Raw genomic sequence first — 22143 nt, 5'->3', positions numbered from 1 at the left:
ATGCGACGCCTTTTTGCTGCTGTTCTGCGCCCAAAGATTCTCCTCATTCTCTATGTGGCATTTCCCTTTGCCATCTGGCTTGGCTGTGTGGCCATTATGATCTTGGTTGGAAATTTCACAGATTGCATGGTGCACGAGGGCTTTCCCAATCCATGCATGATCGCGGGGGTAGACGTGGGCGACACCCTCTACTCTATTGGCGTGATAGCCGCTTGGGGGCTGCTGATGGTGCCTTTGTTCTTTGGCTACACGGCCCTGCCCTTCGCTCTTGTTTGCGGGCTGGTATGGTGGGTTCGCAAAAGCTTTGACTAAGCGGCCATGAGGCTAAATCCAGACAACAAAAAAGCCGGGTCGAAACCCGGCTTTTCGTTTGGTCTGGATACGCTCCGAACCAATTACTTGCGCAGGATTGAACGGCCTGCGTAGATGCCCATTGTGCCGAGCTCTTCTTCGATGCGAATGAGCTGGTTGTACTTTGCCATACGGTCAGAACGGGACATGGAACCGGTCTTGATCTGGCCGCAGTTGAAAGCAACAGCGAGGTCAGCAATGGTGTTGTCTTCGGTTTCACCGGAACGGTGAGACATGACGGAGGTGTAGGATGCGCGGTGCGCCATTTCTACAGCTTCCATGGTCTCGGTCAGGGAACCGATCTGGTTCACTTTCACGAGGATGGAGTTTGCAGTGTCGTTTGCGATACCGCGAGCCAGGCGCTCAGAGTTGGTCACGAACAGATCGTCGCCAACCAGCTGGCACTTGTCGCCGATTGCTGCTGTGAGAGCCTTCCAGCCGTCCCAGTCTTCTTCAGCCATACCATCTTCGATGGAGAATACTGGGTACTTGCTGACGAGGTCTTCGAGGTAACGAACCATTTCGTCGGAACCCAGAACCTTGCCTTCACCCTTCAGGTTGTACTTGCCATCCTTGTAGAACTCGGTGGAAGCAGCGTCGAAAGCGAGCATTACGTCGTCGCCTGGGGTGTAACCAGCAGTTTCGATTGCCTTCAGAACAAAGCTGATGGCTTCGTCGGTGGAACCGATACCTGGAGCAAAGCCACCCTCGTCACCAACGTTGGTGTTGTGACCAGCAGCAGACAGGCCCTTCTTCAGGGTGTGGAAGATCTCTGCGCCCATGCGCACGCCTTCACGAAGGGAAGAAGCGCCAACAGGCATGATCATGAATTCTTGGAAATCGATTGGGTTGTCAGCGTGCTCACCGCCATTGATGATGTTCATCATTGGAACTGGCAGAGTGCGTGCGCCGAAACCACCGATGTAGCGGTATAGTGGCAGGCCGGAAGCTTCGGCCGCAGCCTTGGCAACAGCCAGAGAAACGCCGAGGATCGCGTTTGCGCCCAAGCGGCCTTTGTTGTCGGTGCCGTCGAGTTCGATCATAGCGCGGTCAACTTTGATCTGATCTTCAGCATCCATGCCGCCAACAGCGTCAAACAGTTCGCCGTTTACAGCTTCTACTGCGTCCTCAACACCCTTGCCGAGGTAACGCTCGCCGCCATCGCGGCGTTCTACAGCTTCAAAAGCACCGGTAGAGGCACCAGACGGAACAGCCGCCCGGCCAAAAGAGCCGTCTTCCAGAAGGACGTCGACTTCTACAGTCGGGTTACCACGACTGTCGAGGATTTCGCGGCCGATAATATCGATGATAGCAGTCATCTAAAACTCCAGTGTACTGGTCGAGTGAGGAATTTTGGCTCGCTGCGCTTGTACCCGAGGTCCGACTAAAGTTAAAGAGCCGAACCTCACAACCTGAGAGCAAATGGACATTCACCGCTGATTTTTTTGTTGCACGCGGTGGATATGTCCATGACGGTACGTAATTACCCCGAAACCCTTTCGAAATCAAAGAGTAAAACTACGTGCCTTTGTGATCTTGTCGTACTCCTGAAGCCAGGAAAGAAGCTCTTTCAATCGGTTCAAAGGAATCATGTTCGGTCCGTCAGAGGACTTGGTGTTGTCCGGATCATCATGGGTTTCAATGAAGAGACCACCAATGCCGACGGAGACAGCTGCACGAGCCAAGGTGGCGACAAATTCGCGCTGACCACCTGAGGAACCACCGAGGCCACCAGGCTGCTGCACGGAGTGCGTCGCATCAAAAACCACTGGAGAGCCCATAGCCGCCATGATTGGCAGGGCGCGCATGTCAGAAACCAGTGTGTTGTAGCCAAACGTAGCGCCGCGTTCACACAACAAGACGTTCGAGTTGCCACTCTCCACGAGCTTGGTCTGAACGTTTTTCATGTCCCAAGGGGCAAGAAACTGACCTTTTTTCACGTTGATGGCCCGACCGGTCTGAGCCGCTGCTACAAGCAGATCGGTCTGTCGGCATAGATAAGCTGGAATCTGGAGAATATCGCAGACTTCGGCAGCAGGCGCACAGTGGGTGGATTCATGAACATCGGTGATCACAGGAAGGCCAAAGGTCTCCTTGATTTCCGCAAAGACTTCCAGACCCTTTGCCATGCCAATACCACGAGACGCAGAGAGGCTGGTGCGGTTTGCCTTGTCATAGGAAGCCTTGAACACATACCCAATGCCCAGCTCGTCGGTGATCTCCTTTACCGCCTGAGCCATCTCCATGGCGTGATTACGGCTTTCCAGCTGGCAAGGACCAGCAATCAAGGCAAATGGGGCGGAGTTGGAGAATTTTGCATTTCCAACAATGACTTCAGAATTAGGCTGGGTCACGGCTTCAGGCTCCTAAGCGTAGAATCGTCTGTAGTTCTGGTAGAGGCAGAATATGGAAAAAACAAGGGGCAGCACATGCCGCCCCTTTTGATCCAAGGATAACCGAGTTTTCTGCAGTTAAATGTGCCACTCCAGTGCACGCTCCAGAACGCCATCTTCTTCCAGACGATCAATAATCTCATCAGCAATGTCTTCTGGTGTCCGTCCCACGGTGCTGACGCGAATTTCCGGGTTTTCCGGCGCTTCGTAAGGACTGTCGATTCCTGTAAAGTTCTGGATTTCTCCTGCCTTTGCCTTGGCGTAAAGGCCTTTGGGATCGCGTTTTGCGCAGTCTTCCAGCGGCGTATCTACATGGATCTCGTAGAACTCCCCTGCTTCCACCAAAGACCGCGCCAGCTGGCGTTCCGATCGGAACGGTGAGATAAAGGACACCAGCGTAATCAGCCCAGCATCCACGAAGAGTTTTGCCGTTTCGGCCACCCGGCGGATGTTTTCCACCCGATCAGCCTCTGTAAAGCCGAGGTCCTTGTTCAGCCCATGACGAATGTTGTCCCCGTCAAGAACATACGTGTGCTTCGCGCGCTCGCTCAGTTTCAGTTCAAGCGCATTCGCAATCGTGGATTTGCCAGACCCAGACAGGCCCGTAAACCACAGCAGGGCCGGACGCTGGTTCTTTAACGATGCCCGCTCCGCCTTGTTGATGTCGAGCGCTTGTCGGTGCACGTTGGTTGCGCGCCGAAGGCCGAACCACACCATTCCCGCTGCAACGGTTTCGTTGCTCATGCGGTCAATCAAGATGAAGCTGCCCGTCTCCTTGTTGGCCTCGTAGGGATCAAACGCCACCGGATGAGACAAAGCCACGTTACAAAACGCGATCTCATTGAGTTCCAGCTGCTTGCCAGCAAGGTGTTTGAAGGTGTTGACGTCAATCTTGTGTTTGATCTCGGTGACCTGGGCTGAAACCGTTCGCCCGGCAATCTTGAGCAGGTATGGTCGCCCTGGATACATGGGCTGTTCGGACATCCAGATCACATGGCTTGCAAACTGATCGGACACATCCGGCCGATTATTGACGGGTGCCAGCACATCACCACGTGAAATGTCGATCTCGTCCTTCAAGGTGACCGTTACTGCCTGCCCTGACGGCGCTTCGCTGAGCTCCCCATCCATGGTCACTAGCTTGTCGACGACCGTGGTCTTTCCGGAGTTTGCCACGACGATCTCGTCACCCACCCGCATAGGACCGCCAGTCACTGTTCCTGAAAAGCCTCGAAAATTGAGGTTCGGGCGATTGACCCACTGGACAGGAAGCCGGAAGGGCCCGCCCTCTACTGCCTTTTCAGCCTCAACGGTTTCCAGGTGCTCGAGAAGGGTCGGTCCGTTGAACCATGAAAGCTTGTCACTGCGCTGCGTGACATTGTCGCCAAAACGGGCAGAAAGAGGAATGGCCACCGCGCTGTCAAAGTCAAAGCTCTCCGCAAACTGGTCGAACTCCGCGCGGACTTCCTCAAAACGCTCTTGGCTGTAGTCAACAAGGTCAATCTTGTTGAGGGCCAGAACCACGTGTCGTACCCCGAGAAGAGAAGCAATAAACGCATGGCGTTTGGTCTGTGTGAGAATGCCCTTGCGCGCATCAACCAACAGCACGGCAAGATCGGCGGTAGAGGCGCCCGTTGCCATGTTCCGGGTGTATTGCTCGTGGCCCGGGGTGTCAGCAACGATGAACTTGCGCTTGTCCGTTGCAAAGAACCGATACGCAACATCAATGGTGATGCCCTGCTCTCGCTCTGCTTCCAGACCGTCAACCAGTAGCGCCAGATCCATCTCTTCGCCAACGGTGCCGTGGCGCTTGCTGTCGCGTTCAAGAGCAGAGAGCTGATCCTCAAAAATCAACTTCGTGTCATAAAGTAAGCGCCCGATGAGAGTGGACTTGCCATCATCCACACTGCCGCAGGTCAAAAAACGCAAGAGCCCCTTGTCTTCTTGAGAGGAAATGTACTCCGCAAAGTCTTCCGCTTTGATGTCCGGATTAATGTTCATCAGAAATACCCCTCCCGCTTCTTTTTTTCCATCGAGGCCGCATCGTCATGGTCAATAAGGCGCCCGTGACGCTCGGAGGTCCGAGCAATAAGCATCTCGCGAACCACTTCAGGAAGTGTGGTGGCTTCTGATTCAATTGCCGCGGTGAGCGGATAACAGCCAAGGGTTCTGAACCGAACCATCTTCTCTTCTATCTGTTCACCTGGCTCCAAGCGGAAGCGCTCGTCATCAACCATGATCAGCAATCCGCCTCGGTTCACCACCGGACGTCTTGCCGCCAGATAAAGGGGAACAATGTCGATTTCCTCGGCAAGAATGTACTGCCAGATATCAAGTTCGGTCCAATTGGAGAGCGGAAATGCACGAATGGACTCGCCCGGCTTTACCCGAGCGTTGTAATTGTTCCATAGCTCCGGACGCTGGTTTTTGGGGTCCCACGAATGGGAGGATGTGCGGAAAGAAAAAACGCGCTCCTTGGCGCGAGACTTTTCCTCATCACGCCGGGCCCCACCGAAGGCTGCATCGAACCCATGTTCAGTAAGAGCCGCCTTCAGCGTCTCGGTCTTCATCACATGAGTGTAGTTTGAGGAGCCATGATCAAACGGATTGATGCCCTGCCGCACACCTTCCTCATTGGTGTGCACGATAAGTTCCAAACCGTATTTTTCCGCAATCGTATCGCGGAAGCTTATCATTTCTCGAAACTTCCAGGTGGTGTCTACATGGAGCAAGGGAAACGGCGGTTTGGACGGATAAAACGCCTTGAGCGCCAAATGCAGCATGACGGCGGAATCCTTGCCGATGGAATACAGCATGACAGGATTCCGGCACTCCGCCGCTACCTCGCGAATGATTTGAATACTCTCATTCTCAAGACGCTTTAAATGCGAGGATGGATTAATCGGCATCAAATTCTCCGGATAAAACCGCATAGACCAATGTTTGATCTGAAAGCTATACGGATATTTCAGAGAAGCCTAAGTCTACCAACCTGTCTTCAGGCTGAACCGGGAAATAATTTGCTCATCACCAACAGCAATGAAAAATGGATTTTCGAAGGCTCGCTGATTTGTCTCATCGCGCTTGTTGTAAAGCAAAGGCTCGCCGCCGGAAACGATTGTCGCGCCACCGGCTGCCGTTAGAACCGCCTGCCCAGCAGCGGTATCCCATTCCATTGTGGGACTTAGGCGCGGATAAAAGTCAGCGGCTCCTTCAGCCAATCTGCAAAATTTGAGAGACGAGCCAGCAGCCATCACCTCGACATTGCCAAGGCGGTCGATCAGGGACTGGGTTTCTGGTGTGCGATGTGAACGGCTTGCCAGCACAACAACATTATTCTCATCAAGGCCGCGGGAGCGAATGGGTTTCGTTGAAACGATCTTGTTGTTCTCAACTGTCGCCTTGAATGCCCCGTTGTGGCAGTCGCCCCAATAGAGTTCTCCCAGCGCTGGCGCATATACGACCCCTGCGATGGCGACTCCGTCCTCAATCAAGCCGATGTTGACCGTGAACTCGCCATTCTTCTTGATGAACTCTTTCGTGCCATCAATTGGATCAACGATAACAAAGCGGTTGCAGGTTTCAGGAACCTTGCCCGCAGCGGTGCTTTCTTCGCCAATCACCGTCAGATCTGGAAAGGCCTCTCCAAGAATCTTGATGATGACATCTTCAGCAGCCTGGTCGGCTATGGTAACCGGTGAGCCATCCTCTTTGTCCTCCACCATAAAATCAGTCTCATAAATCTTCATGGCTTCTTGACCAGCGACCAAGGCGGCTTCTTTGAATTTCTCAATCATCTTCGAGATCCAACGGTATGGAAGAGTTATACTTAAGCCGGGCAACACTATTGAGCCCATATGACCTACGCGAGTCATTATTAGACAGGTTTCACAGCTTTCACCGGACGAAATGCCATGAAACAATTCAAAGCATTGACCAAGGGCAGCGGAAGCGCCTATCAAAACCGAGGTACATTAGTAACAATGAGGCCGATATGAGCAAAACAATTCGCAAAGCAGTTCTTCCCGTTGCAGGTCTTGGGACCCGCTTTTTGCCAGCCACCAAAGCTGTGCCGAAGGAGATGCTGACTGTCGTGGATCGGCCAATTGTTCAGTATGTTGTCGACGAAGCGCTTGCAGCGGGTATTGAGCACATCGTCTTCGTGACTGGCCGCAACAAGCACGTCATCGAAGACCACTTTGATATTGCATATGAGCTGGAAGAAACCCTGAGCAGCCGCGGCAAAAAGGCGGCTCTAGGCCTGCTGGAAGACATGCGGCCCGCAGCGGGCAGCACCAGCTTCACCCGTCAGCAGGAGCCTCTGGGTCTAGGACATGCGGTCTGGTGTGCCCGTGAAATCATTGGCAACGAGCCGTTTGCCGTGCTTCTTCCGGATATGGTCATGAAGTCGGAAAAAGGCTGCCTGGCTCAGATGGTCGAAGCCTACGAAAAGAATGGCGGCAACGTGATTTCTGTCGAAGAAGTGCCATGGGATCAAACGCAGAATTACGGCATTATCGAGCGATCAGAACCCATGGCAGACGGCACGTTCAAAGTAACGGGCATGGTTGAAAAGCCCGCGCCAGGAACTGCGCCAAGCAATCTTTACATAAATGGCCGCTACATCTTGCAACCCGAGATCTTTGGCCTTCTGGAAAATCAGGCCACCGGTGCAGGAGGCGAGATCCAGCTGACGGACGCAATGCTCACGTTGATGGGCAAACAGGATTTCTTCGGCGTTGAGTATACCGGTGAGACCTATGACTGCGGCTCGAAAGCGGGCTTCCTCGCGGCGAATATTGCCTATGCAATGGACAATGAGGAGTTGGCCGCTGAAGTGCGCCCTCTCCTGGAAAAGCTGCTGAAAAACTAGGCGAAGCGCCTTCTACGAGATTGAGTTAGATGGAAAAGATCCTTGTGACGGGCACGGCGGGTTTCATTGGCAACGCCGTGGCCCTGAGGTTGCTCGAATTGGGCTATCACGTCATTGGTCTTGACGCGGTAACCGACTACTACGATGTCAATCTGAAAGAGAACCGTCTCAAAAGGCTTCAAGGATCTAACCATTTCGAAGAAAGCCGCGTTTACCTGCAAGACCGCGACGCTGTAATGAAGGTCTTCGCCGAGGCCAAGCCAGACTACGTGATCCATCTGGCAGCTCAGGCGGGTGTAAGATATTCATTAGAAGAACCTCAAAGTTACGTGGACTCAAACGTAACCGGCTTCCTGAATATCCTTGAAGGCGTGCGCGCTCATCCCGTCAAGCATCTCGTTTACGCATCCACGTCGTCCGTGTTTGGACTCGACAAGGACATGCCGTTGTCACCTCACAAAGGTGGCAACCATCCAGTGTCATTTTACGCTGCCACGAAAAAGGCGAATGAAGCGATGGCGCATTCTTATGCGCATCTGTTTTCCATTCCGTGCACGGGCCTGCGCTTCTTCACCGTCTATGGGCCTTGGGGGCGGCCGGACATGGCGCTCTTCAAGTTCACCAAAGCCATCCTGGAAGACAAGCCAGTGCCGCTTTTCAATGGCGGCAACATGGTGCGAGACTTCACATACATCGACGATATCGTAGAGGGCATTGTTCGCGTCAGCTTCGTTCCACCGCAGGCGGATGCGGAGTGGGATGCAGTTGCAGCCGACCCAGCAACAAGCAGTGCGCCCTATCGCATCTGCAACATTGGCAACAACGAACCTGTTGAGCTCCTCACCTATCTTGCGGCCATTGAGAAGGCTCTGGGCAAAACGGCAAAACGCGAACTCTTGCCTTTCCAGCCGGGCGATGTAGCTGCTACTTGGGCAGACGTAACAGATCTTATTGACATCACTGGGTTTAAACCCCAGACCAGTGTTGAAGACGGCGTCGCCGCCTTTGTGAAGTGGTACCGCGAATACTACGGCGTTTAAAAGCCGTCAGAGGAATTCAATGTCTTTGACAGTCTCAGTTGTTGGGCTTGGCTATGTGGGCCTGCCTGTTGCATGCGCATTTGCAAACAAGGGTTTCTCGACCATCGGGTTTGACATCAATGAAGCACGCATAGCTTCCCTGAAAGCAGGTCATGATGTCACCGGATCTGTTGAACCATCCAGCCTTGCAAACAACCGTCTGCAACTGACAGCAAACCCTGAAGACCTGAAGCGCGCGAACATTCACATTGTCGCAGTGCCAACCCCCGTCGATCAGGCAAAGCGGCCAGATCTCAAACCATTGGAAAAAGCAGCTGAAACTGTCGGCAGCCAGATGAAGCGCGGCGACATTGTCGTATTTGAGTCGACCGTTTTTCCCGGCGCGACCGAAGAAATTGCAGTGCCCATTCTTGAGGCGCAAAGCGGGCTCAAGTTTAAAGTTGACTTTGAGGTTGGCTACTCCCCTGAGCGCATTAATCCGGGCGACACTGAGCATACTTTTGAAAGCATTCTCAAGATCGTTTCAGCCTCCTCTGAGGCAGCTCTGAACACCTTGAGTGAGCTGTACGGCACAGTTGTTACCGCTGGCATTCACAGGGCACCGAGCATTCGGGTTGCAGAGGCAGCCAAGGTCATCGAGAACACACAGCGCGACTTGAACATTGCGCTCATGAATGAACTTGCCATGCTTTTCAATAGTATGGGCATTGATACCCGCGATGTGCTCGAAGGCGCTGGGACAAAATGGAATTTCCTGCCTTTCAAGCCAGGCCTTGTGGGTGGCCACTGCATTGGCGTCGATCCCTACTATTTGACGCACAAAGCCTACGAGCTGGGTTTTTCACCCCAGGTGATATTGGCGGGCCGCGGCACCAATGAAGGCATGAGCCGGTTTGTGGCCGGTGAGATCATTCAAGGGTGTGTGCGCCTGGGCCGCCAGATGCCGCCGAGAATTACGGTTCTGGGAATCACCTACAAGGCGGACGTACCCGATACGCGCAACTCAAAGGTGGTCGATCTGGTGCGCGAGCTGCAAAAGTTTGGCGCAGACGTGCAGATCATCGATCCTCTCGCAGATCCAGCAGAAGTTCAGGAGGAGTACGGTTTGGCGCTAACACTGGCATCAGAAGCAGTTCCAGCTGATGCCGTCGTGCTTGCCGTACCGCACAGCCTTCTTCTGAACAAGGAAACCGCTTGGGCGTCTGTTTTGCCCTTCTCGGCAGAAGGGCGCGTGTTTGTTGCAGATCTGCACGACAAACTTTGCCGCAAAGAAAAGCCCGATCAAGTGGAGTTGTGGCGCTTGTGATGACGCACTGCGTTCTCTGACTGCATTCTTCTCTTGGGTCTCTAGCCTCACGCCCTATGTTACGTTAGGGTATATGGCATAAAAAACAGGGACCGAAGAGATGCGCCACACCGTACTTGCGCTTCTGCTTATCCTCGCAGGCATCACCGCGCACCCCATTAAGGCACAGGCCGACGAGTTAACCGCTGGCAAGCAAATCAAGTCAATCATACTTGAGCAGATCGAAGCGCTCAAACGCAGCGATGCAGCCAAGGCCTACAGCTACGCAGCAAGCGCCATCAAGGCACAGTTTCCATCACCCCGCGACTTCATCGAGATGGTACGCGCAGGATATCAGCCACTTTTGACCGCTCAAGATATTGGTTTCGGACGCACTGTCGAAACCGATGGAACTCTGTTTCAAGAGGTTTGGCTGAGCGACACCGACGGAGAGTCCTGGCTCGGCATTTACAAGCTGAACCAGCAGCAAGATGGCATTTGGAAGATCAACGGCGTGATGCTGCAAAAAAGGCAGTCAACCGCAAGCTGACTGCCTCCATGTGGCCTAGGACCAGACATAGGGCTCGATGTCTCCTCGGGCCCAATCTTCCTTGGTTTTCTGACGGAATTCTTCAAAGGTACCTGCATCAATTGCATCGCGAATGCCCTGCATGAGATACTGGTAGTAAGCCAGATTGTTCCAAGTCAGGAGCATTGCAGCAAGGCCCTCATTCACACGGACCAGATGGTGCAGGTAAGCGCGTGAATACTCACGCGTGGCCGGGCAACTTGAAGCCTCGTCCAGCGGGCGCGGATCCTCTGAATGGCGTGCGTTTTTCAGATTCACCTTGCCGAAGCGTGTGTACGCCAGGCCATGCCGACCAGCGCGCGTTGGCATCACACAGTCGAACTGATCAATCCCGCGGGCAACGCTTTCCAAAATGTCCTCTGGTGTGCCGACGCCCATCAGGTAGCGTGGCTTGTCAACCGGCATTACCGGAGTAGTGACCTCCAGCATTTTGAGCATGACTTCCTGAGGTTCACCAACGGCCAGACCACCAACCGAGTAGCCTTCGAACGGCATGTCACCCAGTGCTTTGGCAGACTGAACACGCAGTTCGGGATTGTCGCCGCCTTGAACGATGCCGTAGAGACCCTGCCCCTTTTCAGGTCCACCCATTTTTTCAAACTGAGTGCGAGAGCGCTCTGCCCAACGGAGGGAAAGCTGCATGGCTTCCTCAATCTCGCTGCGCTCGGCAGGCAATGCAATGCACTGGTCAAGCTGCATCTGAATGTCAGCGCCAAGCAGCCCCTGAATTTCGATGGACCTCTCAGGGCTCATCTCATGAACGGAGCCATCATGATGAGATCGGAAGGTAACCCCCTCCTCGCTCATCTTGCGGAGCTGTGCCAATGACATCACCTGAAAGCCACCGGAGTCCGTCAAGATCGTATGCGGCCAGTTCATGAACTTGTGCAGGCCGCCGAGCTTTGCAACACGCTCAGCCGTTGGTCGCAACATCAAGTGATAGGTGTTGCCCAAAATAACATCGGCGCCAAGATCTCGGACCTGTTCCGGGTACATGGCTTTAACCGTTGCTTGCGTTCCAACCGGCATGAAAGCCGGCGTGCGGACAACACCATGTGGCGTGTTGATTTCACCACGGCGGGCACCGCCATCTGTCTTTAGCAGCTTGAAGGAAAACCGCGCTTGGGTTTGTTCACTCATTAATCACCTTTGGGAAACAGGAGAGAGCTGTCGCCATAACTGTAGAACCGATAGCCGTTTTCGATGGCAAAGGTGTATGCGGCGCGCATCTCCTCCAAGCCGGAGAACGCGCTCACCAGCATGAACAGCGTAGACTTCGGCAAATGAAAGTTGGTCATCAGGCCATCAATCGCCTTAAACTTGTAGCCCGGTGTGATGAAGATATCTGTGCTGCCAGAAATCGGCTTGACGACTTTGTCATCGCCCGTTGCGCTCTCAAGAATGCGAAGCGATGTGGTGCCAACGGCAACCACTTTATTTCCGCGAGCACGAATTTCATTGAGCTTCTGGGCGGTCTCTTCAGAGATCTCACCCCATTCATGATGCATTTTGTGATCTTCAGTCTTGTCTACTTTGACAGGAAGAAACGTACCTGCCCCCACATGAAGGGTCACAAAGTGGCTTTCGATGCCGCGTTTTTTCAGAGCATCAAACAGGCGATCGGTGAAATGTAGCCCTGCCGTTGGTGCCGCCACAGCACCTTTGTGCTCAGCATAGACTGTCTGATAATCTTCCCGGTCCTGCGCATCCTCCGCTCGCTTTGAAGCGATGTAAGGTGGTAATGGGATATGGCCAACTTCCGCGATGGCCGCGTCCAACTCACCGGCGCTCTTGTCAAAGCGCAGCAAAAGATCTCCAGCCTCGGATTTCTCGCAGATGAGAGCGGAGAGCTTTAGCTCATCTTCACCATCATCATTGCCATAAAACTTGACCGTATCGTCCAGTCTGAGCTTCTTCGCAGGCTTCACAAAGGCACGCCATTCATTGGCACTCACCTTCTGGTGCAAAGTCACGCCTACCTTGGCCCGAACTCCGTCTCGGTCCCTGAAGCCCAATAGCTGAGCTGGGATTACCTTGGTGTTGTTGAAGACCAGTGCATCGCCAGGTTCCAAAAGGTCTGGCAGTGACAGCACGGCACTGTCCTCAATAAGCTGATCGGCTCCCGGACGCACCACAAGCATGCGGGAAGCATCCCGCGGTTTTACAGGCCGCAGTGCGATGTTTTCCGTGGGAAGGTCAAAATCAAAATCGTCTACGCGCATTAGTCGCCTTGTTCAGGGCTAAACGTCCGGCACACTTTGAAAGATCGCCAGACGCGTGTTGATTTGTTCTCTGTTGGAAATGTTTGAGGTGAGCCGCTGTCACCAGCCCAAACCCCAAGAACGGTGTGGGGTTTAGCGTGGAATAAGCCATATGGTCAACAGGAACCGGAGTGCACCTTCCAAAAACAAAGGCGGCAGCCTTTTGAAGGGCCACCGCCTCTGAAGAAACTAGCTGCAATCCGCCAAATTAGGCGTCAGCAGCAACCTTTACAGAAACCATCTTGTCAGGATTCTGGACTGGTTCGCCGCGCTTGATCTTGTCGACGTTTTCCATGCCTTCGATGACCTGACCCCAAACGGTATACTGGCCATCAAGCCAAGAGGCATCTTCAAAGCAGATGAAGAACTGGCTGTCAGCAGAGTTTGGATCCATTGCGCGTGCCATGGAGCAAGTTCCGCGAACGTGCTTTTCGCTGGAGAATTCAGCAGCCAGCTTCTTGCCGGAACCGCCCGTGCCGGTGCCGTTTGGATCGCCAGTCTGAGCCATGAAGCCATCGATCACACGGTGGAAGACGATGCCGTCGTAAAAGCCGTCACGCACCAGTTCCTTGATGCGAGCCACGTGTGTTGGTGCCAAGTCTGGGCGCATCTCGATGACAACATTACCCTGTGTTGTTTCCATCAGCAGGGTGTTTTCTGGATCTTTAATGTCAGCCACGGGCTATTCCTTGAGTTCCTGTGAAAATTTACGGTGCACCACTTAGCCCTTATTGGGCATCAGCCGCAACCTGCATCTTGATGATTTTATCCGGGTTTTGGACAGGTTCCCCACGCTTGATCTTGTCAACGTGTTCCATGCCGGAGATGACCTCACCAAAAACGGTGTATTGGCCGTTAAGGAAGGCACCATCCGCGAACATGATGAAGAACTGAGAGTTTGCACTGTTCGGATTGGAGGCGCGCGCCATGCCGAGTGTCCCGCGCTTGAATGGCTCTTGAGAAAACTCTGCCTTCAGGTCTGGCAGATCGGAACCACCACGACCGGTGCCGGTCGGGTCGCCAGTCTGAGCCATGAAACCATCAATCACACGGTGAAAGACGATGCCGTCGTAAAAGCCATCGCGGGTCAGCTGCTTAATGCGTTCAACGTGCATTGGAGCAAGATCTGGCCGCAGCTGAATTTCAACGCGTCCGTCCTTCAGGTCCAGATAAAGAGTGTTTTCCAGATCCTGAGAAAATGCTGCCGAAGTTCCAAAGAGCGATGCGAACATCACGGCAATTACAGCAAATAAGCGAGCCACTGTTGGTTCCTTCTTTTGGGTAAAGCTGAATTGATACGCGGTTATTAGGAAAAGCGTGCCTGAAGACGACCAACCACGCATTTCGGGACGAAGGGCGCATAGTCGCCGCCCATTTTCGCGATTTGACGAACCAATGTGGCCGTTATGGGCCGCATTGGCGGTGAACTGGGCAAGAACACGGTTTTAACTTCAGGTGCTAATGTTCCGTTCATGCCTGCCATCTGCATTTCGTAATTGAGATCTGTGGAGTCTCTAAGGCCGCGAACCAGGATCTTGGAGCCGTACTCTTTGGCGGCCTCAATCACCAGGCCGGTGAATGAGATACAGCGGATGCGCTTGGCCTCGACATCGCCAAAGGCCTCATGGCAAGCTTCATCAATCATTGCCACGCGATCTTCAAAGCTGAAAAGCGGCTCTTTTCCGGGATGAATGCCAATTGCCACAATCACTTCATCGGCCAGACTAAGTGACTGCTCCAATATATCCAAATGGCCAAAGGTCATTGGGTCAAATGATCCCGGATAAAGTGCAATTCGCTTCATATCTACCAGCCCTGTTCTTGGATGGTTCGGCCCGAACCCTTGGGCTGGACCTTAACAATCAATGCCTACGGAAAACAACAGGGGAACCAACCGGAAATTGTGCGAAGAACCACTTTCTTAAAAGAAGGCTTTTTGTGACGGCTATCACAGCACTTGATCGGGATTTCAATATTATCACAGTCAAGCGAACTTTAGAGGTGCTGGACAAAAATAGCCCCCCAAAACAACAAGTGTCCGGCAACATCCCCCATCAAAGTGCTGCCAAGACTGCCCCTGTCTTTCAGCACTTCCTCTAAACGGAGCCCAGGAGTTTGCATGTGACCGGCGCCCCCCGGTTTTGCAGATTGCTCCGATCAAAAGACCAATATGTTGATGTCATTGAGCAAATCATTCCTGGCCCGATATCAACATAACGACAAAACCCCTGACACAACGGGGTTGGTAAAGAGATTTCTCTGCTCCCAAGCAGGGTCCTAATCCTCAAAAAACCTCTCTATTTGTCTTGCGGGGCCCTCACGGGCCCCGCTCCCCTTATGTGCATAGGATGTGTGTTGCAAATCGTTTGCGCACCACGGCTTGTGTTTTCTGCGCAACATTGTCCGACTCTCGTTTCCTGTAGAAATAGGTAGCAGAGCAATACTGCGCATAAACCCCTAGTATGAGCGCATGGCCATAAAAAAGGGCCAACAGCCAGCCCCAGTAGAGCTGGAAGACCGCACAGGGGCCGGCACCCGATAAACAACAGGGGGTGACATGGCATACGCGCACGTTCCACACCAAACGATCCCGTGCATCAGGGAGCGAACAACCGCTCTCTTAACTGCTTTGGTTCTTTCAACACTCGTGTTCAGCGCCCTGCCCGGCACAGCTGAAGAGCAGAGCAAGACGACACCGGTCAACAGTGACATAGTCCTTTGCGCAACCAGCAGCACGTTAAAACAGGACCGGTATGTTGAGGCGATAACACAGCCGATACCGGGAAGTTTTGTTGAGGAAACCCGCGTGGAAGCACAGCAGCTTTCCATTCTGGCACAAGCTCAACAGAACGGTTGATCCTACGAAAACGGGGCCCGATAGGCCCCGTAATCTGTCATAAATCAAAGCAGTTCAGGCGCTTACTCGTCAGAGCCGTCCTGTGGAGCTTCAGGTGCCTCGGGCGCATCAGGGCTCTCGGGCCCTTCGCCTTCGGCATCCAGATCAATGGCACTGTCGCCATTGCCTTCAACGTCGCTGATGCGTTCCACGGCGACCACCTTCTCGCCCTTTGAGGTCTTGAAGACGATGACACCCTGAGTAGAGCGGCCCGCGATACGAATGCCGTTGACCGGACAGCGGATCAACTGACCACCGTTGGTGACGAGCATGATTTCATCGCTTTCTTCGCAGTGGAAGGAGCTGACCAGCTGGCCATTGCGCTGGTTCACCGCCATTGCAACAATGCCTTTACCGCCGCGGCCTGTCGTCCGATATTCAAAGGAGGATGTACGTTTGCCATACCCCTCCTCGGAAATCGTAAGGATGATCTGCTCGGCAGCGCTCATCTCGATGTAGCGCTCCTGACTGATGCCAGCCCCATTCGCCACCGCGCCGTTTTCCTCACCCTCATCTGTTTCTCCGCGCATTTGACGGGACAGCTTGAGGAACGCGGCACGCTCATCTGAATCGCTCTCGAAATGACGCAGAATGGTCATGGAGATGACGCGGTCCTGATCAGCAAGCGCAATGCCGCGAACACCAACAGAGTTACGGCCGGTGAAGACACGCACATCTGTCGTTGGGAAGCGAATGCACTGACCGGCTGCAGTCGTGAGCAGAACGTCATCTTGCTCGGTGCAGGTCATGACGTTCACGATGCCATCGCCCTCTTCGAGCTTCATGGCGATCTTGCCGTTCTTGTTGATCTGAGCAAAGTCTGAGAGCTTGTTCCGACGCACTGTACCGCGTGTCGTCGCGAACATTACGTCCAGCTCTGCCCAAGTCTCCTCATCCTCAGGAAGTGGCAAGATGCTGGTGATGTTTTCACCTGGCTCCAGTGGCAGAAGGTTGATCAAGGCCTTGCCGCGCGCCTGCGGGCTGGACAACGGCAGACGCCATACCTTCATCTTGTAGGCGATTCCGCGCGAAGAGAAGAACAGGACCGGCGTGTGCGTATTGGCAACGAATAGACGGGTGACGAAATCCTCATCCTTGGTCTGCATGCCGGAACGACCCTTGCCACCACGACGCTGTGCCCGATAAGTGTCAAGAGGCACACGCTTGATGTAGCCCCCGTGGCTCACAGTCACGACCATGTCTTCACGTTGGATCAGATCTTCATCGTCCAGATCTCCGCCGCCCTCGGTGATTTCCGTACGGCGCGGGGTGGCAAATTCGTTTTTGACCTCTTCAAGCTCGTTGCGAACAATCTCGAAAACCCGCTCACGTGAGCGGAGAATATCCAGATAGTCCTTGATTTCATTACCAAGGCCATCAAGCTCGTCGCCGATCTCGTCCCGGCCAAGAGCAGTCAGGCGTTGCAGGCGCAACTCAAGGATCGCTCGGGCCTGTTCCTCGGAGAGCTTATAGGTTCCGTCCTCCTGAACGCGGTGGCGCGGATCATCAATCAGTTGAATGAGCGGCGTTACATCCTTTGCCGGCCAGTTACGCTCCATCAATTGGGCACGAGCTGTGGCAGGATCTGGCGCAGTACGGATGAGCTGAATGACTTCGTCAATGTTGGCAGTCGCAATAGCAAGACCAACGAGAACGTGGGCGCGGTCGCGCGCCTTGTTCAGAAGGAAACGCGTGCGGCGATTGACCACTTCCTCGCGGAAATGGACAAATGCCCGAAGCATGTCCTGAAGGTTCATCTGCTCTGGACGGCCACCATTCAGAGCCACCATGTTGGCGCCAAATGACTGCTGCAACTGCGAGAAGCGATAGAGCTGGTTCAGGATCACGTCAGCAACGGCGTCCTTCTTCAGCTCAATAACAACGCGCATGCCCTGACGGTCGGATTCGTCGCGAATGTCCGAAATACCCTCAATACGCTTTTCTCGAACAAGCTCAGCGATCTTCTCGATCATGGAAGCCTTGTTCACCTGATACGGAATCTCGGTGATGATAAGGCTTTCACGGCCGCTACGGGTCTCTTCAATGTCGACCTTGCCGCGCATGACAACGGAACCGCGGCCATTTTCATAGGCACTGCGAATGCCTGCGCGACCAAGGATCAAACCACCTGTCGGGAAATCCGGCCCTGGAATGATCTCCATGAGCTCTGGCAGCGTGATGTCGGGACGCTCAATCAGAGCAATCGCACCATCAATCACCTCTCCCAAATTGTGCGGCGGAATGTTGGTTGCCATACCAACCGCAATACCACCCGCACCATTTACAAGAAGGTTGGGATAGCGTGCAGGCAGCACTTCCGGTTCAGTCTCGGACTGATCATAGTTCTCATGAAAATCGACAGTGTCCTTGTCAATATCAGACAGCTGCGTATGCGCCACCTTCTCAAGGCGACATTCGGTGTAACGCATGGCTGCAGCCGGATCACCGTCAACAGAACCAAAGTTACCCTGACCGTCCACGAGTGGCAGACGCATTGAGAAATCCTGCGCCATGCGAACCAGCGCATCGTAAATGGCGCTGTCACCGTGCGGGTGGTATTTACCCATCACGTCACCGACAACACGGGCGGACTTGCGATAAGGCTTGTTCCACTCGTAGCCATTTTCATGCATGGAATACAAGATGCGCCGGTGCACGGGCTTAAGACCGTCTCGCACATCTGGCAGCGCACGACTCACGATAACACTCATGGCGTAATCGAGATAACTGCGCTTCATTTCCTCCGAAATGGAAATAGGCTTGATATCGCTGGGGAGACCACCCTCAGGGGTGCTATTGTCCTGATCTGCCAAGGAATATTCTCATTAATTTCGTTGAGTTAATTTGAGCTAGGTTATAGCCGATTCAATGGCGATCTCCAAATTCCCTAGCCCCCGTAACCTCAAGAGATCACAGGGCATTTTTAATAGGTTGCGTTATCCACCGCAAAGGCACCGCTTAGCCATCAAAGCACAAATGAAAATCACCGGTTTCCGGGGTTCGTGTTGCTAGTTTCATACGGATTTGTTAGCGACAAACCAATACCGATATTGGCTATACTACTGACTCAGGAGAGAGCCTTGCTCGACTTCCTCACCAACTCCTTCGCAATGCTGTTTGTGACCATCGATCCAATCGGCCTGGCCCCCATGTTCTTGGCTGTAACTGCAGGCGCAACCACAGCAGAACGCCGATCAATTGCTATCAAAACCATTATCATTTCTACCGCAACACTGATGGTCTTCTTTGTCGCCGGTCAATCAGTCCTGAGTGTGCTTGGCATTTCACAGCCCGCATTTCAGGTAGCTGGGGGCTTGCTGCTTTTCATCATTGCCGTCGAGATGGTGTTCGAACATCGCACCAAGCGCAAAGCAGAGAGCGCAGAGAAAGCGGTGGAAGAGGATAACGACCTTTCACACGTTGCTGTGTTCCCGCTGGCAATCCCCCTCATTGCCGGTCCAGCTTCCATTTCAGCATTGATCCTGCTGACAGCACAGGCGCCGGGCGCAGCTGGCATCATGGGCCTTCTGGCGGTCATGTTGGTTGTTCTCATCATCACCTTTTTCGTTTTCATTCTTGCAGACAAGATTGAGAAGGTGATGGGCTCCACGGTTCAGTTGATCATCACACGATTGTTCGGTGTACTTCTGGCTGCGCTCTCTGTGCAGTTTGTTGCAGATGGTCTGTTCAATTTGATCGAAGCCCATTTCTAATTCCGCTATCGTCAACCTTTGCGAAACAATTGCGCCAATAACCTGAATGCAAAATAGGTTTAAAACCAAAGGACGTTAAAATGGCCATTCTGGTGACAGGCGGTGCTGGATATATCGGTAGCCACATGACCTGGCTGCTTAAAGATGCAGGAGAAAAGGTTGTTGTCATCGACAACCTCTCGACCGGCTTTGAGTGGGCATTGCCAGGTGACGTTCCCCTGATACGGGGTGACATTGGTGATCGAACGCTGTTGGACAAGGTGTTAACCGAGCATTCCATTGAAGGAGTCATACACTTTGCTGGCTCGATCATCGTTCCAGAATCCGTGTCTGATCCGCTCAAGTACTACAAGAACAACACCGCCAACTCCCGCGAGTTGATCGAAGCATGTGTACATCACGGCGTCGGCAAGTTCATCTTCTCCTCGACTGCCGCTGTGTATGGCGACCCGGAAACGGTTCCAGTGGATGAGGACGCCCCACTGCGCCCTCTTTCCCCCTATGGTACGTCAAAGCTCATGACGGAACTCATGTTGAGCGACGTTGCTGCAGCGCACGACTTCCGCTACACAGCTCTGCGCTACTTCAACGTGGCTGGCGCCGATCCCGAGGGACGAACCGGCCAATCAACAAAGAATGCGACCCATTTGATAAAGGTGGCCTCAGAGGCTGCTCTCGGAAAGCGTAGCGAACTCGGCATCTTTGGAACGGATTTTGACACGCCGGATGGAACGGGCGTGCGCGACTACATCCACGTCAGCGATTTGGTTGGCGCCCACTACCTTGCACTGAACCGGCTGCGTGACGGCGGAAACAGCCTCGTAATGAACTGTGGCTACGGCGAAGGCTACTCCGTGCGACAGGTCATCGAAGCTGTGAAAGCCGTTTCTGGTGTTGACTTTAAGGTTGTTGAACAACCACGCCGTCCTGGTGACAGCCCCAAGGTGGTCGCCAAGAATGATCGCGTGCTTAAGGAACTGAGTTGGAAACCAAAGCACAACGACCTGCCTAAGATCGTGGAGCATGCTTTGAACTGGGAAAAGAAGCTCTCTCAGCGCAATGCTGAGGTCTAAGCCCGCCTGAACCGGATCTAGATACAAAAGGCCGCTCTCAAGCGGCCTTTTAAATTTCTACCCGTCGTTGACTACTATCGGGTTGGCACTTCAAAAACCTCAACGCCCAAGCGGAACTGATCACCACGGCTCAAGCCGGTGCGCGTAGCCATACCTGCCTCGAACTCCACAACGTAGCGAACGGGCCCGCGTGATGAGATTACAGACTCAGAAAAGGGCTCTGCATTCTCATGAACGTGGTGTACACGCCAATCATCCGTCAAAAAGATGATGTCCAAGGGCAGAGGCGTGTTCTTCATCCAAAAAAGCTGATCCCGGGTGCGCTCGAAAATGAAAAGCATGCCGTGGTTTTCAGGCAGGCTCTTGCGATACATGAGCCCCTTCCCGCGAGCCTCAGGTGTTTCCGCAAGTTCGACAGTGAACGCGTGGGTTCCCCGCGCAGTCACCAGATCGAGCTCGCGCACTTTCACCTCAGATGCCCATGAAGAGAACAGCGTCGCCCATAGAGCAACCAAAATCCCAAAGCTACCAAGGATAGAACGGATCAAACTCAACTCTTTTCACTTTACGCTGCCAATCAGTTTCGTGCCGCCAAGCTGAAACGGACTGGCCAGAACGACTGGAGTTCTCTTTCGGCCTCTGAAAGAAAAGTTTCCAGTCGCTACAAAGCATCAATGAGAGGCAGGAATATGAATCCCCAGTCCCATCGGACGTACCTCTGCTGCCATCTTGCCCTTTGGGCCATCGCCAAAACGAACCTGAACCTTTTGCCCAGGACGTAGCTCGGTGATGCCATAGCGCCGCAGTGTTTCCATGTGAATGAAAATGTCTTCAGTGCCTTCACCACGGGTCAGGAAGCCGAAGCCCTTTACCCGGTTAAACCACTTCACCTCAGCCTCTACAAAACCACCTTCCGGAACCACCTGCACGTGTGTACGCGATGGAGGAAGCTGTGACGGATGAACAGCTGTGCTTTCGTCCATGGACAAAATGCGCATTGCCTGCAAGCCGCGTGGTCGATTCAGAACTTCACAGACAACACGGGCCCCTTCGTATGCTGTCTGAAATCCATCCCGACGTAAGCAAGTCACATGCAACAGTACATCCGGCAAATCGTTATCTGGTTTTATGAATCCGAAGCCTTTGCCGACGTCGAACCACTTGATCGTTCCGCCAATCTGCAGAACGTCAACTGCTACGTCGTCGCTCACATCTTCAACGAAACCTGTTTCAGGCGTCGTTTTTATAGCCATTTTAATGCCCCGTAGTCGTTGCCGCATCAAGACCAATCAGTCCGTACAGGGAATGCGATCCTGATTGATTCCTCGCCTTCGAGGATATCATTCGCCAACGGCTGCTCCAGATGAAAAATTAAAAAAGCTTAAATGATCCCCTGCTGTTTTGTTCTTTTTCTCACAGTAGGCACAAGATCCAGTAGGTCTTATGGAGTACTGATTACAAGATTAGCACATCCTACACATCCTGAATTGGTGGATAGATCAGGGTAAGTTTGTGGATCACTTCGTATTAACCAGTTTATTCTGCGAAAGTGACTTTAGCGGAAGGTGCTTTCTCATGGTTTTACCCTAAAGGTCACCTGCTTCACTTTAGCATGCATTGATATCCAGCCGCGCTCTTTTATATTCCCAGAGCGTAACAGTATCTCACT

Annotated in this window: 21 protein-coding genes; 8 read left to right on the top strand and 13 right to left on the bottom strand. The window is 53.3% G+C overall.

The genetic code is table 11. The features are described 5' to 3' along the window. Positions 1-312: a hypothetical protein gene (locus Q3Y58_RS04735; protein ID WP_319621241.1), complete on the top strand. Its 312-nt coding sequence runs from the start codon at positions 1-3 to the stop codon at positions 310-312. 83 nt (positions 313-395) lie between these two features. Here Q3Y58_RS04735 and eno read toward each other — a convergent pair whose 3' ends face one another. The 5 genes from eno to cysQ all read right to left on the bottom strand — a co-directional run bounded on the left by eno (position 396) and on the right by cysQ (position 6541). Beyond that, on the bottom strand, positions 396-1670 hold the full coding sequence (gene eno / locus Q3Y58_RS04730) for a phosphopyruvate hydratase (RefSeq protein WP_274216874.1): 1275 nt from the start codon (positions 1668-1670) through the stop codon (positions 396-398). Positions 1671-1856: 186 nt separating this feature from the next. Further along, on the bottom strand, positions 1857-2705 hold the full coding sequence (kdsA, locus tag Q3Y58_RS04725) for a 3-deoxy-8-phosphooctulonate synthase (RefSeq protein WP_274216873.1): 849 nt from the start codon (positions 2703-2705) through the stop codon (positions 1857-1859). 117 nt (positions 2706-2822) lie between these two features. Beyond that, positions 2823-4745, bottom strand: coding sequence for a sulfate adenylyltransferase subunit CysN (cysN, locus tag Q3Y58_RS04720; protein WP_319621239.1), 1923 nt, complete (start codon positions 4743-4745; stop codon positions 2823-2825). Then, entirely contained in the window at positions 4745-5653 is a 909-nt protein-coding gene (gene cysD, locus Q3Y58_RS04715; RefSeq protein WP_319621238.1) for a sulfate adenylyltransferase subunit CysD, read from the bottom strand. Before cysD ends, cysN begins: the two co-directional genes overlap by 1 nt. 75 nt (positions 5654-5728) lie before the next feature. After that, positions 5729-6541 carry a 3'(2'),5'-bisphosphate nucleotidase CysQ gene (cysQ, locus tag Q3Y58_RS04710; RefSeq protein WP_319621236.1) on the bottom strand — a complete coding sequence of 271 codons (813 nt, stop codon included), beginning with the start codon at positions 6539-6541 and terminating at the stop codon, positions 5729-5731. A gap of 197 nt (positions 6542-6738) precedes the next feature. Between cysQ and galU the strand changes: the two genes are divergently transcribed. The 4 genes from galU (at position 6739) to Q3Y58_RS04690 (ending at position 10492) form a co-directional block, all read left to right on the top strand. Further along, a complete protein-coding gene (galU, locus tag Q3Y58_RS04705; RefSeq protein WP_274216867.1) occupies positions 6739-7617 on the top strand; it encodes a UTP--glucose-1-phosphate uridylyltransferase GalU in 879 nt (292 codons plus the stop codon). Between the two features lie 29 nt (positions 7618-7646). After that, complete coding sequence (locus Q3Y58_RS04700; protein WP_319621234.1) at positions 7647-8657, top strand: NAD-dependent epimerase; 1011 nt, start codon at positions 7647-7649, stop codon at positions 8655-8657. Between the two features lie 19 nt (positions 8658-8676). Next, positions 8677-9963, top strand: a complete 1287-nt coding sequence (locus Q3Y58_RS04695) for a nucleotide sugar dehydrogenase (RefSeq protein WP_319621233.1) — start codon at positions 8677-8679, stop codon at positions 9961-9963. A 100-nt stretch (positions 9964-10063) separates the two neighbouring features. Further along, positions 10064-10492 (top strand): DUF4864 domain-containing protein, encoded by a 429-nt coding sequence (locus tag Q3Y58_RS04690; protein WP_274216864.1) that lies wholly within the window; start codon positions 10064-10066, stop codon positions 10490-10492. Positions 10493-10507: 15 nt separating this feature from the next. Here Q3Y58_RS04690 and tgt read toward each other — a convergent pair whose 3' ends face one another. The 5 genes from tgt to coaD form a co-directional block, all read right to left on the bottom strand. Next, a complete protein-coding gene (gene tgt, locus Q3Y58_RS04685) occupies positions 10508-11671 on the bottom strand; it encodes a tRNA guanosine(34) transglycosylase Tgt (protein WP_319621232.1) in 1164 nt (387 codons plus the stop codon). Next, entirely contained in the window at positions 11671-12753 is a 1083-nt protein-coding gene (queA, locus tag Q3Y58_RS04680; RefSeq protein ID WP_319621231.1) for a tRNA preQ1(34) S-adenosylmethionine ribosyltransferase-isomerase QueA, read from the bottom strand. Before queA ends, tgt begins: the two co-directional genes overlap by 1 nt. 247 nt (positions 12754-13000) lie before the next feature. Then, positions 13001-13462 (bottom strand): peptidylprolyl isomerase, encoded by a 462-nt coding sequence (locus Q3Y58_RS04675; protein WP_319621249.1) that lies wholly within the window; start codon positions 13460-13462, stop codon positions 13001-13003. A gap of 58 nt (positions 13463-13520) precedes the next feature. Continuing rightward, on the bottom strand, positions 13521-14024 hold the full coding sequence (locus Q3Y58_RS04670; protein ID WP_274217412.1) for a peptidylprolyl isomerase: 504 nt from the start codon (positions 14022-14024) through the stop codon (positions 13521-13523). Between the two features lie 74 nt (positions 14025-14098). Next, positions 14099-14596, bottom strand: a complete 498-nt coding sequence (gene coaD / locus Q3Y58_RS04665; protein WP_319621230.1) for a pantetheine-phosphate adenylyltransferase — start codon at positions 14594-14596, stop codon at positions 14099-14101. 753 nt (positions 14597-15349) lie between these two features. Here coaD and Q3Y58_RS04660 point away from each other — a divergent pair. Beyond that, entirely contained in the window at positions 15350-15649 is a 300-nt protein-coding gene (locus Q3Y58_RS04660) for a hypothetical protein (protein ID WP_319621229.1), read from the top strand. Positions 15650-15711: 62 nt separating this feature from the next. Here the strand turns inward: Q3Y58_RS04660 and gyrA are convergent, their stop codons facing one another. After that, a complete protein-coding gene (gene gyrA, locus Q3Y58_RS04655; RefSeq protein ID WP_413697783.1) occupies positions 15712-18426 on the bottom strand; it encodes a DNA gyrase subunit A in 2715 nt (904 codons plus the stop codon). Positions 18427-18768: 342 nt separating this feature from the next. Here gyrA and Q3Y58_RS04650 point away from each other — a divergent pair, with 342 nt between their 5' ends. Beyond that, positions 18769-19401 carry a MarC family protein gene (locus tag Q3Y58_RS04650; protein WP_274216858.1) on the top strand — a complete coding sequence of 211 codons (633 nt, stop codon included), beginning with the start codon at positions 18769-18771 and terminating at the stop codon, positions 19399-19401. Positions 19402-19481: 80 nt separating this feature from the next. Beyond that, complete coding sequence (galE, locus tag Q3Y58_RS04645; protein ID WP_319621228.1) at positions 19482-20474, top strand: UDP-glucose 4-epimerase GalE; 993 nt, start codon at positions 19482-19484, stop codon at positions 20472-20474. Between the two features lie 74 nt (positions 20475-20548). On the opposite strand, the gene Q3Y58_RS04640 is transcribed toward galE, so the two are convergent. Next, a complete protein-coding gene (locus Q3Y58_RS04640) occupies positions 20549-21022 on the bottom strand; it encodes a DUF192 domain-containing protein (protein ID WP_319621227.1) in 474 nt (157 codons plus the stop codon). A 123-nt stretch (positions 21023-21145) separates the two neighbouring features. Beyond that, positions 21146-21727 carry a cold-shock protein gene (locus Q3Y58_RS04635; RefSeq protein ID WP_274216854.1) on the bottom strand — a complete coding sequence of 194 codons (582 nt, stop codon included), beginning with the start codon at positions 21725-21727 and terminating at the stop codon, positions 21146-21148. Between the last annotated feature and the right edge of the window lie 416 nt (positions 21728-22143).

The organism is Nesiotobacter zosterae, assembly GCF_033843645.1.
Lineage (GTDB): Bacteria > Pseudomonadota > Alphaproteobacteria > Rhizobiales > Stappiaceae > Pseudovibrio > Pseudovibrio zosterae.
The sequence above is the reverse complement of the archived record's forward strand: the minus strand, read 5'-3'. Positions and strand labels throughout refer to the sequence as shown.

What these genes read in the sequence shown, in the direction of transcription:
- Q3Y58_RS04735 (WP_319621241.1), top strand. Translation starts at nt 1, where the DNA reads ATGCGACGCCTTTTTGCTGCTGTTCTGCGCCCAAAGATTCTCCTCATT.
- eno (WP_274216874.1), bottom strand. Translation starts at nt 1,670, where the DNA reads ATGACTGCTATCATCGATATTATCGGCCGCGAAATCCTCGACAGTCGT.
- cysN (WP_319621239.1), bottom strand. Translation starts at nt 4,745, where the DNA reads ATGAACATTAATCCGGACATCAAAGCGGAAGACTTTGCGGAGTACATT.
- cysD (WP_319621238.1), bottom strand. Translation starts at nt 5,653, where the DNA reads ATGCCGATTAATCCATCCTCGCATTTAAAGCGTCTTGAGAATGAGAGT.
- cysQ (WP_319621236.1), bottom strand. Translation starts at nt 6,541, where the DNA reads ATGATTGAGAAATTCAAAGAAGCCGCCTTGGTCGCTGGTCAAGAAGCC.
- galU (WP_274216867.1), top strand. Translation starts at nt 6,739, where the DNA reads ATGAGCAAAACAATTCGCAAAGCAGTTCTTCCCGTTGCAGGTCTTGGG.
- Q3Y58_RS04700 (WP_319621234.1), top strand. Translation starts at nt 7,647, where the DNA reads ATGGAAAAGATCCTTGTGACGGGCACGGCGGGTTTCATTGGCAACGCC.
- Q3Y58_RS04695 (WP_319621233.1), top strand. Translation starts at nt 8,677, where the DNA reads ATGTCTTTGACAGTCTCAGTTGTTGGGCTTGGCTATGTGGGCCTGCCT.
- Q3Y58_RS04690 (WP_274216864.1), top strand. Translation starts at nt 10,064, where the DNA reads ATGCGCCACACCGTACTTGCGCTTCTGCTTATCCTCGCAGGCATCACC.
- tgt (WP_319621232.1), bottom strand. Translation starts at nt 11,671, where the DNA reads ATGAGTGAACAAACCCAAGCGCGGTTTTCCTTCAAGCTGCTAAAGACA.
- queA (WP_319621231.1), bottom strand. Translation starts at nt 12,753, where the DNA reads ATGCGCGTAGACGATTTTGATTTTGACCTTCCCACGGAAAACATCGCA.
- Q3Y58_RS04670 (WP_274217412.1), bottom strand. Translation starts at nt 14,024, where the DNA reads ATGTTCGCATCGCTCTTTGGAACTTCGGCAGCATTTTCTCAGGATCTG.
- coaD (WP_319621230.1), bottom strand. Translation starts at nt 14,596, where the DNA reads ATGAAGCGAATTGCACTTTATCCGGGATCATTTGACCCAATGACCTTT.
- Q3Y58_RS04660 (WP_319621229.1), top strand. Translation starts at nt 15,350, where the DNA reads ATGGCATACGCGCACGTTCCACACCAAACGATCCCGTGCATCAGGGAG.
- gyrA (WP_413697783.1), bottom strand. Translation starts at nt 18,426, where the DNA reads ATGAAGCGCAGTTATCTCGATTACGCCATGAGTGTTATCGTGAGTCGT.
- galE (WP_319621228.1), top strand. Translation starts at nt 19,482, where the DNA reads ATGGCCATTCTGGTGACAGGCGGTGCTGGATATATCGGTAGCCACATG.
- Q3Y58_RS04635 (WP_274216854.1), bottom strand. Translation starts at nt 21,727, where the DNA reads ATGGCTATAAAAACGACGCCTGAAACAGGTTTCGTTGAAGATGTGAGC.